Genomic DNA, 14166 nt, shown 5'->3' with positions numbered 1-14166 from the left:
CGTATTGAGGCTGAGGTTATATATGACCCCTGTAATTGCATTGGTTGGACGCCCTAATGTTGGTAAATCAACATTGTTCAACCGCTTAACTCGTACCCGGGACGCACTTGTTGCCGATTTCCCAGGGTTAACTCGTGACCGTAAATATGGACAAGCTAACTTAGCTGGTCGTGAGTTCATTGTAGTTGATACCGGCGGTATTAATGGCGATGAAGAAGGGATTGATGCAAAAATGGCTGATCAGTCGCTACTGGCGATTGAAGAAGCTGATGCCGTATTATTTTTAGTAGATGCACGTGCAGGCTTAACGGTTTCTGACCAAGCAATTGCTGAACATTTACGTAAACAAGAGAAAAAAGTATTTCTTGTTGCCAACAAAGTAGATGGCCTCGATGGCGATGTTGCTGTTGCTGAATTCTATGCGCTTGCACTTGGTGATATTTACCAAATTGCTGCATCGCAAGGTCGTGGTACTAATATCCTTATTGAAGAAGCATTAGCACATGTTGAAGTTGCTGACCTTGAAGATGAGGAAGAATTCTCTGACGCAGACCCTTTTGTAAATGGTGAGTTATTACCAGAAGAAGAGGAAGGTGAGGAACGCGACGAAGATTATGCGAGTTTACCGATTAAATTAGCGATGATTGGTTGTCCTAACGTTGGTAAATCAACGTTAGTTAACCGTATCTTAGGTGAAGAGCGCGTTGTTGTTTATGATATGCCGGGTACTACTCGTGACAGTATTTACATACCGATGGAGCGTGATGGTCGTAACTACATGCTTATCGATACAGCAGGTGTACGTCGTCGTAAAAATATCAATGAAGCGGTTGAGAAGTTCTCGATTGTTAAAGCATTACAAGCAATTGATGATGCGAATGTTGTATTAATGGTATTTGATGCACGCGTTGGTGTAACAGCGCAAGATTTAACCTTGTTAGGCTTTGCAATTAACTCTGGTCGCTCAATTGTGATTGCAGTTAATAAGTGGGATGGTTTAGATACTGACGTGAAAGATCGTATTAAATCTGAACTGGATCGTCGTTTAGGCTTTATTGACTTTGCACGTATTCACTTTATCTCTGCATTACACGGTACGGGTGTTGGTCACTTATTTGAATCGATTACAGAAGCATTCGACTCATCAACTAAGCGTGTATCAACGTCTATGTTAACGCGTATTATACGTATGGCTGTGGATGATCATCAGCCACCAATGCATGCTGGTCGTCGTGTTAAGCTACGTTATGCGCACGCGGGTGGCTATAATCCACCATTGATTGTTGTGCATGGTAATCAAGTAACAAAATTAGCGAATTCATATCGCCGTTATTTGATCAACTACTTCCGTCGTTCATTAAAAATCATGGGTACACCGATTAAGGTTGAATTCCGTGACAGTGACAATCCGTTTGCAGATAAGAAAAATAGCTTATCATTATCGCAACAGAAAAAACGTCGCCGTATGATGTCGCACTATAAGAGTAAAAAATAATAGTGTAGGTTGTTATTGATAGAAAGGTCTGTTTTTACAGGCCTTTTTTTATGCTTAAAAATCAGTGACAGGAATATTTAAATCATATTTGCGGTGTTTAACTGTATACCTTAGCGCAAAGCCTGATACTATTTGTGATTAACTTAATACCTGTATTTAAGCTGCAGATATTCAGTGCCGCACTACACTATTAGTAGTGCTAGATGTAAATAGGGATATAGGTTAATGAATATGGATAGCGTGAGAGGTTTTGTTTGACCATAGTTGCAGTCGTGTATTTTTCGGCGTCAGGTTCAACTCAGGCCCTGGCTCGAGAAGTTATCTCAGGTATTAACACCGTTGAAGATGTTAAAGTCATTGAATGCCAGATACAAGCTTGGGACATGTTCGAAGGCCGTTTTGATAATGATGAATTGATGTGCCTGCTTGATAATGCCGATGCCATTATATTTGGATCGCCAACTTATATGGGCGGTGTTGCAGGTCAGTTTAAAGCATTTTCAGATGCGACAAGTGAACGTTGGGATAGCCAACAATGGCGTAATAAATTTGCTGGTGGTTTTACCGTTGGTAGTTGCCTTAACGGTGATCAGGCAAACACGGTTCAGTATATGGCGACATTAGCCAGTCAGCATGGCATGTTATGGATTGGACTCGATATTGCGGGCGGTTATAATAGTGTGGGGCTAAATCGTCTCGGATGTCAGGTCGGTGTTGTAGGGCATAATCCTGAAGGGGAAGTACACCGCAGTGATCTGGATACCGCCAAATACTTAGGGCGTCGTATAGCGATCATCACAAAGACCTGTGCTTATGAATTACAGGCCTTATCGTTATAATTATTTATTAATATCGGCGGTGAATAATCGTCGTTTTAGGCTGTTAAACGCTTAACGAGTTGGTTAACAAGTAGTTCTGCCCCCATTAAGTCGTCATTATCAAAACGACCAATGCTTGGACTGTCTATATCCAGCACACCGATCAATTTATCGTTAACAACAATCGGCACCACGATCTCTGAGTTACTTGCTGCATCACAGGCTATATGACCTGGGAAGTCATGCACATCCGTTACTAATTGTGTCTGTAATGTACTTGCAGCTGTACCGCAAACACCTCGACCAACCGGAATACGAATACAAGCAGGTAGACCTTGGAAAGGACCTAATACTAACTCGTCATTTTCGTAAAGATAAAAACCCGCCCAATTAATATCTTCCAGCTCCATGAATAATAAAGCACTTAGATTAGCTAAGTTGGCAATTAAGTTTGTTTCTTCAGCCATTAAAGCGTCAGCTTGTTGGGCTAGACGCTGATAAAGTTGGATCTTAGACATGTATTCCCTTAATGAATAGATAAAATGCAAAGCACACCTTATTGATAATAATGTGTATCTTAGCTGATGATTATATTGTCATAAAGATCATATTGGATTTAGTGGATTCGTTAGGGCTAAAAAAGAGTGATAAGATATAGCGTAATTTACTGATAATGTGTTTACTAAATGCGAACATAGTAGATCCTCGTCATATTTACAGCTTAGTTGATACCCACTGTAGAGTATAATGATAGCGGTTACTTTACCTCTTATTTAGTATTTATTCTGTTTCATCGATTGAAGTTATAAATTCATGCATATATACCTTGTTACCCACGAGAGAGAGTTCTCGCGCCGCAGTAATACCGGCAAATTAGTTCAACAGTTTCTCCCCGATGAAACAAGTGTTGTGCCTTGGCGTCGTAAAGAACCCGATAGTAAATTGTTAACCGCGATCAAGTCCGGTCGGGTGGCAATACTTGCGCCAGATGCAGAACACAAGCATGACATACATGATTTTGATGGCCTTGTGTTGCTGGATAGTACATGGCAAGAAGCGCGTAAGATGTATCGTCAAAGTGAGTATTTACAAGACTTACCTAAGATCACCTTGAATGCGAAGCAAGCGTCAGAATTCATTTTACGAGCCAATCAACTCGAAGGTGGACTCAGTACCGTTGAGTGTGTGATCGAGTTATTACGTCTGCAACAACGGAATACCGAAGCCGATCAGCTAGTATTAGAGTTTAAGGCATTTATTCGCGCTTGCTTATAAACGCTTGTCGGTAATTTTTTGGTGTACTCTCTGTCCAGCGTCGAAAGGCTTTATAAAATGCAGCAGGTGTGGCAAAGCCCAGTAAATACGATATTTCACTGAAGGTAAGCTGGGTATCACGGACATAACTCAATGCCAGACCTTTTCTTGTTTTATCCATGATACCTTGATAGTTAGTATTTTCTTTGTATAAGCGGCGTCTTAATGTCCAGGCTGATGTCCCCAGCAGTGCCGCTACTTGATTGATATCGGGCATGTTACCCACCAGATTATGACTGACTTTTTCGATAACCTTCGTTTGCCAATCCTGATTTTGTTGCAGCTGTTGTAGTTCATTTTGGCATAAATGCTGGGCTTGCAGATAACTACTCATACAGGCATCGGGTAATGGCGTTTTGATATGCTGACTATTCAATACTAAGCCATTGAATGTGGAGTCAAAAATAACTGGGCATTGAAAAAATGCGTGATAGCGTTCGCTGTTCTTTGGTTCTGGGTATTCAATATGCACCGCTTTGATAATATTAACAGGCTGGTTTAAGTGCATGGTACGAGAAGTTAGTAAGGTGAACCAGCTTGCCAAAACAGAATCCACCACAAAATAATTATAGGGGTTATACGGGGCAATCGAATAAAAGGTGAGTGTCGGCTCTGGTGTTGTGATAAACGTTGAATGACCCCGTACATTTTGACTTAACAAACTTTCATATTGGGCGAGTACTTGTGCCATGGTACTAATATTAATGGCAGACATACAGGCAAATCCCAGCATACCATAATGTTGAAAGCAGACATTTTCTCCCATCAGTAAACCCAGGTCTTCGCGCCCAGTTTGTTGCATTAACTCAAAACCTATGCGCATATATTTTGGAATAGATAAGCGGCCATGATGTGCACTGAGCTGCGCGATAGAGACATTGTATTTGGCTAAAATAGGATTGATATCGCAACTGAGCTTATTACTGGTTAGACTCATTTGCTGCAAAAAGTTAACCGAAATATCCCCTAAGCTTACTTTTGAATTTATTGTTTCCGTCATTGAATCCATATCCGTAATCACACATGCTAGTCAAAATTAACCTTTGCTAACTAAAGATAACTAATTGTATATCATGAGCATTGTATCCGTCGTGCTTTAACGCTACTTTTAATAAAATAAAAAAATAAACTCTGAACCAAATAGCCAAAGCAATGGGGTGAACCATGTCAGCACAAAATAATTATCCAAATTTATTAACACCACTCGACCTGGGTTTTACCCAATTGAAAAACCGCGTATTAATGGGGTCCATGCATACAGGACTTGAAGAAGTCAGCAATGGTTTTACACGTATGGCGACTTATTTTGCCGAACGTGCAGCGGGTGGTGTAGGCTTGATTGTGACTGGCGGTATTGGACCTAATCCTGAAGGAGCCGTGTTTCAAGGCGGCTCTAAAATGGATACCGTTGAAGAAGCTGAAGCGCATAAAGAAGTAACCGCAGCGGTGCATGAAGCGGGTGGTAAAATTTGTATGCAGATTTTGCATGCTGGTCGTTATGCGTATAGCAAGCAACCTGTCGCGCCATCAGCAATCCAAGCCCCAATTAACCCTGCGCGTCCACGTGCGCTAACAACGGAAGAAGTATATCAACAGGTTGCTGCATTTGTTAATTGCGCCGGACTTGCGCAATCTGCGAATTATGATGGTGTTGAGATCATGGGGTCGGAAGGTTATTTGATTAACCAGTTTATTGTTGAACACACCAATCAACGTGACGATGAATGGGGTGGCAGTTTCGAAAACCGTATTCGTTTCCCCGTTGAAATTGTAAGACAAGTACGCGAAAAGGTCGGTACTGATTTTATTATTATTTATCGTTTGTCTATGTTGGATCTGATTGAAAAAGGCAGTTCTTGGCAAGAAGTAGTGGCGCTGGCAAAAGCCATTGAGAAAGCGGGGGCGACGATCATTAATACCGGTATTGGCTGGCATGAAGCTCGTGTACCAACGATCGTTACTAAAGTACCAAGAGCTGCATTTACAAAAGTGACCGCAAAATTAAAAGGGGAAGTATCAATCCCTTTGATTACAACAAACCGCATTAACACCCCCGAAATCGCAGAGTCAGTGCTTGAGCAAGGTCATGCAGACATGGTGTCGATGGCGCGCCCATTCTTAGCCGATCCTGAGTTTTTGAATAAAGCTGCGGCAGGTAAGAGTGATGAGATCAATACTTGTATTGGCTGTAATCAAGCATGCCTAGATCATACCTTTAGTATGAAATTAACCTCTTGTTTGGTTAACCCACGGGCTTGTCGCGAAACGGAATTAAATTATGTGAAATCACCGGTGAGCAAGCGAATTGCAGTGGTCGGTGCTGGTCCTGCTGGGTTAGCGTTTGCAACTGTAGCAGCTCAACGTGGGCACAAGGTCACTATTTTTGATGATAAGTCTGAATTGGGTGGGCAGTTTAATGTTGCCAAACAAGTACCTGGTAAAGAAGAGTTTTATGAGACATTACGTTACTTCACAACGATGACGACGAAGCTTGGCGTAGACATAATGTTGAATAAGCGTGTTTCTGCAGATGAGCTTATCGCTAACGGTTTTGATGATGTTGTATTAGCGACAGGTATTGCGCCACGTACACCGGCTATTGAGGGGATTGGCCATATTAAAGTATTGTCTTATCTTGATGTGTTACGAGATAAAAAGTCGGTAGGGAGTAAGGTTGCCATTATTGGCGCTGGTGGTATTGGTTTTGATGTCGCGGAATACCTTGCCCATGATCACCAATCAACAGCGCCAACAGCCAGTCAGGATATTGAAACCTTTATGCGTGAATGGGGCGTTGATTTAACGATGCAAAATCGCGGTGGTTTAATGGCTGCTGAAAAACCAGCTGCGGCACGTGAAATTTATTTATTACAACGCAAAGCCAGCAAGGTTGGTGCTGGGTTAGGTAAGACCTCTGGTTGGGTTCATAGAGCTGGCCTCGCGAGTAAGAAGGTGGTCATGATGAACAGTGTTGAGTATGTTAAAGTTGATGACCAAGGTTTGCATATTCAGGTTGCTGGTGAACCTCTGATATTGAATGTTGATAATATTATTGTATGTGCAGGGCAAGACCCATTACGAGAGCTACAAGCGCAGTTAGTAGCCGCTAAGCAGCAAGTTCACTTGATTGGTGGCGCTGATGTGGCTGCTGAGTTAGATGCTAAGCGTGCGATAAAGCAAGGTTCTGAGTTAGCTGCAACAATTTAAAGTGAATAAATAAGGTTTATATTTATACAAAATTCAGCGGCTCCTATCCGTTGAGTTTTTATTTTTGCAGGATAAAATGGCTGTTATATATGATAAATGATAAAAAATAGAATGAATTAACCAAATATGAGTGCCATAGTTAAAATTTGTTCTACTCTTTGAAATGGAATTTAACTTTTATGATGAGTGTAACAATGCCTAAAAAACTCTGTTATTTATTAGAACTGCCAGATTCTAAGGTGACATTCAGTGTCTTACTCATGGCCGATAACGTTTGCTTGTCTGTTGCAGGTATTGATGAGTGTTATGCCATTGAGCGCCTCATGATAGTTGAAAATCCGAGTGCGCAATTACAAGGTTATTATATTTGTGATTATGCAACACCCGTCTGGTCCCTCGAAGATCTATCATTGCAGGATATCGGTTTGCTTTCTGCTAACTTTGGTTTGTTAATTGAACATGAATATAATGATATTTACGCGATGGAAGCACATCACGTCATTGATTCTGAAAAATATCAGTCAATTAAAACCTGATTTATAATTGAAATTTCACATTTATTTGTTCTTAATCGTGCTATAACAGAGTGTACTCAGCGAGATTAGCTGTCTGTGATGTGAAGAGGGAATGATGGCAAAACTGAAAAATGAAAAGAAATTATTTAAAGCTGCGATCGCATTAGGTACTCAGTATCTACAGCAACGCGGTAGTACATTTACAACGACAGATCCAGAAGACGTTAAAGCGCAATATATCTATAAAGCCTTAGTGTTTGATAAACTGATGCAGCCTCTGGCTAAAGATCAAGAAACCACTCTCAATATTAAACATAAATTAGCCATTTGGATATCTCGAAAATTACCGGCTGACCACCCTTTACTTACCAGCGAATAATTAGGTGATGTTGGGCTGAATACGCTATATAACGTGTTCAGCCCACTTTTATTGGTGCTTAATGACGTTGTAAGAATAACGTCGCGGCTTTAATACCTGCACTATAATCGCCTTCGAGTGTATTAACCTGACGTGTTAACGTGGGGGTTTGCAGTTCTTCATCAGGCGCTATTTCGATAATATTAATCCCTGCTGGTGGATTGCGCATAAATTCACAAGTACTGTTGTATTCCTTGCTGTAATTACCAAGTAATTTGGTGAGTATTGTATCGTGCCTAACCCAGAACGTAAGTAGGCGTTCTAAAACGGATAGTTTTTCTACCCAACGTCGGGTTCTGGTTCTGATCACAATAATATTATTGGCACCTAAGTCGACCGCCTTCTTTACTGGTATAGGATCTACTAAGCCACCATCAATGTGGATGTCATCCCCAAGTTTTACTCCGGGACGAAAAACGATAGGTAGCGCGCATGACGCGATGATTTGTTGGAACCATTGACTGGGTTCAGCTATTTGATAACTTGCTTTACCTTTTGATCTATCACAACTGGTGATGACAAATGGACGTGAGTTTAATCGACGTTTCGCTTTGTTTAGGTCTATTGGATCATGCAATGCTAATAAATCATGTAATTCTCTAAGCTCCATGGCATTTCCGCCTTTTAAAAAGCGAGTCCAATTGACAAACGTCGTTGATTTAGCCAGATGATTAATGAGTCTAACTGAATATTTTTTTTGTCCAGCAATATACGCTGAGAGATTCAGCGTCCCTGCTGAACTACCAATAAACAGATCAAAGGGGTCATAACCTTGTTCTAAAAAGGTATCTAACACTCCTGCGGTAAATACGCTACGCATACCTCCACCTTCTACAACAAGTGCTGTTTTTATCATAGCAACCTCGATATATTGCGCTTGCTTTAACAAGCCTAGAGTAAATACCAATATTTGGTAGTACTGTGTTATTTGATCAATATTTGTATCGTTGATAAGTATTGAGCAGTACTGTGACAGCTAAATTAAGCAGGGATGATGATACGGTGACAAAAACTAGAATAGCGGGACTAATAATGAGGAGCAGCGTGGTTAATAACCCATGAAAAAAGCGTTAATAACCACGTATTATTGAATAATCGAATTATTTTGAATTAATGAAAGCTAATGCATCATTGAGCGTTTGTTGTGGGATTTCTTCCATCGGTACATGACCTGCGTTTGGATAAGTAATTAAACTGGACCCCGGTATGTTTTGCAACCATTGCTCGCTGAGTTTTTGTGGCACCCAAATGTCCTTGTTTCCCCACATTAATAAAGTCGGAGCAGTGATGGTTGCGAAGTCTAATGGCGCTTTTTGGCTATTTTTTTCATCTAACATCGCAATCGTATTGGCATAAGCCTGTTTTGCTCCTGGACGCAAAGAGAGATGAATATAACGATCCATATTTTCTTTGGTGATTAGATCTTGATCACCGTATACGTCCTTAACTCCCATTGCGATAATGAAAGGAGGAAATATATTGGCTACCAGTGTATTGATACCGGGCATACTGGCAAAGCTTAAAATAAACGGCAGGTCTTGTGGTGCGCCTGCAGGATCAATGAGAATAAGTTTTTTGATTTTATCAGGGTAGTTCGCTGCATAATGAGCTGAAACATAACCGCCGAGAGAATTGCCTACCAGAATAAAGTCATCGAGTTTCAATTGGGTAATAAATTGCTCAAAAGATGAGTGTAATAGCGCTTCAGAGAAGTCATCGGGATTTTCTGGACCACCAGTTAAACCAAAGCCAGGCATATCAAGGCTGATGATCCGGTACCTATCTGTTAAGCCTTTATTCCATTCCTTCCAAGTATGTAGTGATGATAAAATACCGTGTATTAATACAATTGGCTGACCATTAGGATTGCCTTCGTCACGGTAATGGATGCGCATTCCATTTACATCCATCCATTGTGACTGTTCGTTGGCGTACAAGGTATTGAGATCTTCTATCTGCATTTCGCCAACCCCCCAAACGCTACTCACACTTGGGCTCGCGGCGACAGCCTGCTGCATACTGGAACAGCCTGTTAAGCTAAGGCTTGCAGTAACGGTTAAGGCCACTGCTAGCGGTAATATATTAGGTCGTTTAAATTTTATCATCACTATTCATCCTTGAAATTCAGGTTTCTTGTGCAAAAAAATGAACAAAGCGATTAATCATAAACGAGTTTATTTTAAACTAATGCCTAATTTGATGACTGAATATAATTATGTGACGCTTGATCACTAAATAGCGGGTTCTTAATCACAGTGCTGTCAAATCATCGCGTTAGCCATATTTGTACATCGAGTTCATTAACCTACCTTTGTAGGCGGTTATTTTAAGGTTAGTAAGGGTTTTCATTAAAATAAAACATAAAAAAGGCCCCGTACTTGTAACAAGTACGGGGCCTTTTTTTACTTAATTTTCTACTCAATAATGTAGCGCGTTAACACTACTATTTAGTTGAAATTAAGTTATTTAGCTAGAGATTCAGTCAGGTTAGGACGGATCTTAGCAAGCATATCTTTAAGTACACGTGGTGATGCAGCAACTGAGTTACCTGATTTGAAGAAATCATGGCCGCCAGCGAAATCAGTTACGATTGCGCCTGATTCAGTAGCAATTAAGTTACCTGCTGCAGTTTCCCAAGGCTTTTGACCCATGCTCCATAAACCGTCGATACGACCAGCTGCTAGGTAAGCAAGGTTAAGTGCTGGGCAACCAGCTGCACGGATATCAGAACATTCAGAGAATAATGCACCAAAGATGTTTAGGTAAGTTTCTTGCTGGTGCTTCATGTTGTGCGGGAAGCTAGTAGCAAGAACAGTGCCTGATAAATCTTTAGCAGAGCCAGCACGTAAACGGTAACCGTTTAATTGTGCGCCTTTACCACGACAAGCTGAGAAGATTTCATCACCGATAGCATCAAAGATAACAGCAACTTCAGCTTTACCTTTAACGTGTAAAGCGATAGATACAGCGAAATGTGGAATGCCTTTAACAAAGTTAGTCGTACCGTTTAGTGGGTCAATGATCCACTGGTAGTCTGTATCTGTACCAGTTGTAGCACCGCTTTCTTTTGCGATGATAGTATGCTCTGGGTAGGCTTTTTTAATTGTAGCGATAATAGCTGCTTCAGCTTCTTTGTCTACGTTAGTCACAAAATCATTTGTGCCTTTTTGCTCTACTTTAGTCTTGCTTGGATCACCATAAGCTTTTACGATTATACTGCCTGCGTCACGCGCAGCACGGATCGCGATTGTTAGCATCGGATGCATACTATTACCACCAAATTTTTGAAAGAACGGGAATTAGGGCGCGGATTATACCCAACTTTGTTAAAATGTTCAAAAGTTATTTCGTCTTATTTTATTAATGCCACTTTACTCGATTTTAGTAATCGAGTAGTGACAATAAATACATTATAGATCATCTATGTATTCAAGGGACTTAATCCGCTTTTGTTCTGATAGATCAAAAAGTGAGTCTCTTAGATCGCTAATGTGAGTGTCTTTATTTAGATTATTAGTATCGCTTAGGATATCTCTTCGCTGGGCTAAATAGGCATTTATTTTGTTATCCAGTTCAGCTTCCTGATGTTCAAGCTCTGTCATTCTTACCGCAACTTCAGCCCCTTCCAATGCTTCATAAGCAAGGTATCGCTGTTGTTCATCGTCATAGTTTGCTATTTGATTTAGTTCAGATGTCACGAGATCATCTTGATAAACTCGGCTAATTTCTTCTGGGAAGTTGGACAACTCTTCTTTAAGCAGGTGACGATAGTCTTCTTGAGATACCGCAATAGATTTTAAATAGAGTTTTTTGATGGTGACTTGCCGATGTAAATTCTCGTTATTAAAAAGTAACTTTTGCTCTGCTGTGCTAAATAGGGCTAATTGTTTATCCCGTAATTCACTATCAAGACGTTCTAAGTCATCAATATTTGGGTCTTGGTTTACATCTATCGAAAGTAAAGATTGTTTATATAACAGAAAACGTTCGAATAAATCATAATCCGCTGTGCTATATCGCTCTGGATTATTTGTGATGAATCTTTTGATGTTCGCTTTTAATTGTTCAATATCCATTTTTGTTTCATCAAAACCAGACAGAAAATAGTCAAACATATCTCGTAATGATGTTTGGTCAATTTCTGTGTCTTGTTGAGATAACGCTTGAGTCGGTGAACTATCGACGCGGACGGCTAATGGCATCGTGTTTTTATGTTTGATTACTACTTCTGTGGTCTTATTATTTTTTACTATTACTGCTGAATGAGTGGCTAACTTAATAGCCTTTACAGTCTGTTTATTTATTGGTTTATCATTCGATGTTAGATAGGCGACACTAGCAGCCGCTGCGATAACTGTGATTACTAGTGTCGCCTTTTTCATTCTATAAACCTTGTAGTTTTAAGCGGTTTGCATGTTGACGGTACAGACTTGGAACAGAGAGGAGTAATGCTGTATGGCCAAGCACCTGATTAATCTCATCAACATGGTTCATTCTATAAGTACCAATCACTTTACCTAAGTGAGTGCTACAAACGCCGACCATGCCATCATTGTCTTCACCACCCAACCATGACGAACCAAAAGCGAGTAAACTTACAGCCTTTAGCGGTACGTCAATTAGCGTATCTTTAGGACTTGTTACTAATCTGTCTCCACTCCAAGAATAATAGTACACTTTGTGCTGTACATTATTCACTGTACTTATCACTACGGGGTCACCTTGACCACATGCTGTGGTTGGCACACCTGCTGGGTATTTTTTATTAAACGCAAGGGATTGATGCGTCGTTAATGCTTTTAAAGCGCCTACTGGGTCAACTGGAAGTGTTGAACCGTTTGATAAGAATTGCGCTATTTTTGATATGTAGCCGATAATAGTTGCACCAGCAGTATTAATCAAAGTGCCATCAGGCGCTACTGTATAGAATAAATCAGCGACTTTGGAACCCTTGTTAACACCACCAATACTTGTAACTGAAGCCACGAGTTCTGGTGCTACTGACGCAACATAGCGAGACGTTGGACCGCCATGGCTGTGTCCGATAAGATTCACTTTCCTCGCCCCACTCTTAGCTAAAAATGCTTTGACTTGTTTTAAAAGCTGCTCGCCTCTAATTTCGGTTGTATTGGTTGAAGATATTTGTGCGGTAAAAACTGTGGCACCATCTTGTCTTAGCTTTTGCGCTATTTTGTAGAAATAGTCATAACCTTTAATGTCATCAAACCCTAAAAAACCATGTACGAGTACAATTGGATATTTGGTTTCTGTATAATTTGTAGCATTTGCATAATTGAGAAATGTTGTCGATAACATTATTGCGATCATCATTAATCGTTTCATTTTCCATCCTTTGGTTAACTTTAGTTGTATGAAATCGTTGGTGTTTATTATTATGGGACGGGTTGTCATATTCAATAATGGTTATGTAAAAAAGAGATGTAAGTCAAAGTAAAAGTAAAAATAGATGAAAATAAGCATAATAGGTATTGATATTGAAACAAGATATACCTTGTTTACTGTGATAGAATCCGCGACCAGTAAATTAACAACTCCAATAATAGTCTAACCATTGTTTTAAACTCGTCGTTTAAATGGCCTTTTTTCTATTATGCATCTTTTTAGGTATTCATTAATTATGTTAGCAAACGTAAAAGTTGTATTAGTCGGTACATCTCATCCTGGTAATATTGGTTCAGCTGCTCGTGCAATGAAAACAATGGGCTTCACGCAATTGGTATTAGTTGCACCTTTATGTGAGATTGATGAGAAATCAGTAGCATTAGCTGCAGGTGCCGCAGATGTATTAGAAAATGCAATCATCGTCGATACCTTAGAAGAAGCAGTAACAGACTGTGGTCTTGTCATCGGTACAAGTGCGCGTTCACGTACGTTGCAATGGCCAATGCTTGATTCGCGTGAAGCGGGCTTAAAGCTAATTGAAGAAGTACCTAATTACCCTGTTGCATTAGTGTTTGGTCGTGAGCGTATTGGCTTGACCAATGATGAGCTACAAAAATGTACTTATCATGTATGTGTTTCTGCAAACCCTGAATACAGCTCATTAAATTTAGCCATGGCAGTACAGATTTTAACGTACGAAACACGTATGGCATATCTTGCTACCAACACCTATCCAGAACAAGATAACCCGTATCCAAAGCAAGCTGAACTGGAAATGTTCCACACTCACCTTGAAGAAACATTGTGGGATACAGGTTTTATTAATAAAGCCCACCCAGGGATCGTGATGAATCGTTTACGTCGATTGTTTACACGTGCTCGCCCTGAAGCGGTTGAGTTAAATATTTTACGTGGTGCATTAGTGTCTATTCAGCGTAACTTGAAAAAATAGTTGACTTTACAACCCATCCCTAAAGTAATACTTGACTAAATTAG

General features: G+C 40.2%; 14 protein-coding genes. 7 read left to right on the top strand and 7 right to left on the bottom strand.

What is annotated here, in order from left to right:
- Nucleotides 1–22 precede the first annotated feature (22 nt).
- Together der and HWV01_RS18670 are read left to right on the top strand one after the other, a co-directional pair.
- Complete coding sequence (gene der / locus HWV01_RS18675) at nt 23–1495, top strand: ribosome biogenesis GTPase Der (protein ID WP_211672962.1); 1473 nt, start codon at nt 23–25, stop codon at nt 1493–1495.
- Between the two features lie 254 nt (nt 1496–1749).
- On the top strand, nt 1750–2334 hold the full coding sequence (locus tag HWV01_RS18670; RefSeq protein ID WP_211672961.1) for a flavodoxin family protein: 585 nt from the start codon (nt 1750–1752) through the stop codon (nt 2332–2334).
- A gap of 35 nt (nt 2335–2369) precedes the next feature.
- Here HWV01_RS18670 and HWV01_RS18665 read toward each other — a convergent pair whose 3' ends face one another.
- Nucleotides 2370–2831 carry a GAF domain-containing protein gene (locus HWV01_RS18665; protein ID WP_211672960.1) on the bottom strand — a complete coding sequence of 154 codons (462 nt, stop codon included), beginning with the start codon at nt 2829–2831 and terminating at the stop codon, nt 2370–2372.
- Between the two features lie 295 nt (nt 2832–3126).
- On the opposite strand from HWV01_RS18665, the gene HWV01_RS18660 reads away from it, so the two are divergent.
- Nucleotides 3127–3588, top strand: a complete 462-nt coding sequence (locus tag HWV01_RS18660; protein WP_211672959.1) for a tRNA-uridine aminocarboxypropyltransferase — start codon at nt 3127–3129, stop codon at nt 3586–3588.
- Here HWV01_RS18660 and HWV01_RS18655 read toward each other — a convergent pair.
- Complete coding sequence (locus HWV01_RS18655) at nt 3569–4627, bottom strand: AraC family transcriptional regulator (RefSeq protein ID WP_211672958.1); 1059 nt, start codon at nt 4625–4627, stop codon at nt 3569–3571. The two genes, HWV01_RS18660 and HWV01_RS18655, sit on opposite strands and share 20 nt — an antisense overlap.
- A 164-nt stretch (nt 4628–4791) precedes the next feature.
- Between HWV01_RS18655 and HWV01_RS18650 the strand changes: the two genes are divergently transcribed.
- The 3 genes from HWV01_RS18650 to HWV01_RS18640 all read left to right on the top strand — a co-directional run bounded on the left by HWV01_RS18650 (nt 4792) and on the right by HWV01_RS18640 (nt 7728).
- Nucleotides 4792–6834, top strand: coding sequence for an FAD-dependent oxidoreductase (locus tag HWV01_RS18650; RefSeq protein WP_211672957.1), 2043 nt, complete (start codon nt 4792–4794; stop codon nt 6832–6834).
- Nucleotides 6835–7013: 179 nt separating this feature from the next.
- Nucleotides 7014–7370: a hypothetical protein gene (locus HWV01_RS18645; protein WP_244536255.1), complete on the top strand. Its 357-nt coding sequence runs from the start codon at nt 7014–7016 to the stop codon at nt 7368–7370.
- 91 nt (nt 7371–7461) lie between these two features.
- Complete coding sequence (locus tag HWV01_RS18640) at nt 7462–7728, top strand: DUF5062 family protein (protein WP_369814937.1); 267 nt, start codon at nt 7462–7464, stop codon at nt 7726–7728.
- Nucleotides 7729–7786: 58 nt separating this feature from the next.
- Here the strand turns inward: HWV01_RS18640 and HWV01_RS18635 are convergent, their stop codons facing one another.
- The 5 genes from HWV01_RS18635 to HWV01_RS18615 form a co-directional block, all read right to left on the bottom strand.
- Nucleotides 7787–8623 carry a patatin family protein gene (locus HWV01_RS18635; RefSeq protein WP_211672956.1) on the bottom strand — a complete coding sequence of 279 codons (837 nt, stop codon included), beginning with the start codon at nt 8621–8623 and terminating at the stop codon, nt 7787–7789.
- A gap of 244 nt (nt 8624–8867) precedes the next feature.
- Complete coding sequence (locus tag HWV01_RS18630) at nt 8868–9872, bottom strand: alpha/beta fold hydrolase (protein ID WP_211672955.1); 1005 nt, start codon at nt 9870–9872, stop codon at nt 8868–8870.
- Nucleotides 9873–10229: 357 nt separating this feature from the next.
- On the bottom strand, nt 10230–11033 hold the full coding sequence (gene suhB, locus HWV01_RS18625; RefSeq protein WP_211672954.1) for an inositol-1-monophosphatase: 804 nt from the start codon (nt 11031–11033) through the stop codon (nt 10230–10232).
- Nucleotides 11034–11177: 144 nt separating this feature from the next.
- A complete protein-coding gene (locus HWV01_RS18620; protein ID WP_211672953.1) occupies nt 11178–12149 on the bottom strand; it encodes a lipase secretion chaperone in 972 nt (323 codons plus the stop codon).
- A gap of 1 nt (nt 12150) precedes the next feature.
- The gene (locus HWV01_RS18615) at nt 12151–13110 is read right to left on the bottom strand and encodes a triacylglycerol lipase (protein WP_211672952.1); all 960 of its coding nucleotides are present in this window, start codon (nt 13108–13110) and stop codon (nt 12151–12153) included.
- 295 nt (nt 13111–13405) lie between these two features.
- Between HWV01_RS18615 and trmJ the strand changes: the two genes are divergently transcribed.
- On the top strand, nt 13406–14122 hold the full coding sequence (gene trmJ / locus HWV01_RS18610; protein ID WP_045109122.1) for a tRNA (cytosine(32)/uridine(32)-2'-O)-methyltransferase TrmJ: 717 nt from the start codon (nt 13406–13408) through the stop codon (nt 14120–14122).
- Nucleotides 14123–14166: the final 44 nt, after the last annotated feature.

The sequence above is a fragment of the Moritella sp. 5 genome (assembly GCF_018219455.1).
GTDB lineage: Bacteria > Pseudomonadota > Gammaproteobacteria > Enterobacterales > Moritellaceae > Moritella.
This window is presented reverse-complemented; position numbering and strand designations above follow the sequence as displayed.

Bases quoted from the DNA above. Each gene is read 5' to 3' on its own strand.
- trmJ (WP_045109122.1), top strand. From the start codon at position 13,406: ATGTTAGCAAACGTAAAAGTTGTATTAGTCGGTACATCTCATCCTGGT.
- suhB (WP_211672954.1), bottom strand. From the start codon at position 11,033: ATGCATCCGATGCTAACAATCGCGATCCGTGCTGCGCGTGACGCAGGC.
- HWV01_RS18630 (WP_211672955.1), bottom strand. From the start codon at position 9,872: ATGATAAAATTTAAACGACCTAATATATTACCGCTAGCAGTGGCCTTA.
- HWV01_RS18620 (WP_211672953.1), bottom strand. From the start codon at position 12,149: ATGAAAAAGGCGACACTAGTAATCACAGTTATCGCAGCGGCTGCTAGT.
- HWV01_RS18660 (WP_211672959.1), top strand. From the start codon at position 3,127: ATGCATATATACCTTGTTACCCACGAGAGAGAGTTCTCGCGCCGCAGT.
- HWV01_RS18615 (WP_211672952.1), bottom strand. From the start codon at position 13,110: ATGAAACGATTAATGATGATCGCAATAATGTTATCGACAACATTTCTC.
- HWV01_RS18650 (WP_211672957.1), top strand. From the start codon at position 4,792: ATGTCAGCACAAAATAATTATCCAAATTTATTAACACCACTCGACCTG.
- HWV01_RS18645 (WP_244536255.1), top strand. From the start codon at position 7,014: ATGATGAGTGTAACAATGCCTAAAAAACTCTGTTATTTATTAGAACTG.
- HWV01_RS18665 (WP_211672960.1), bottom strand. From the start codon at position 2,831: ATGTCTAAGATCCAACTTTATCAGCGTCTAGCCCAACAAGCTGACGCT.
- der (WP_211672962.1), top strand. From the start codon at position 23: ATGACCCCTGTAATTGCATTGGTTGGACGCCCTAATGTTGGTAAATCA.
- HWV01_RS18640 (WP_369814937.1), top strand. From the start codon at position 7,462: ATGATGGCAAAACTGAAAAATGAAAAGAAATTATTTAAAGCTGCGATC.
- HWV01_RS18655 (WP_211672958.1), bottom strand. From the start codon at position 4,627: ATGACGGAAACAATAAATTCAAAAGTAAGCTTAGGGGATATTTCGGTT.
- HWV01_RS18635 (WP_211672956.1), bottom strand. From the start codon at position 8,623: ATGATAAAAACAGCACTTGTTGTAGAAGGTGGAGGTATGCGTAGCGTA.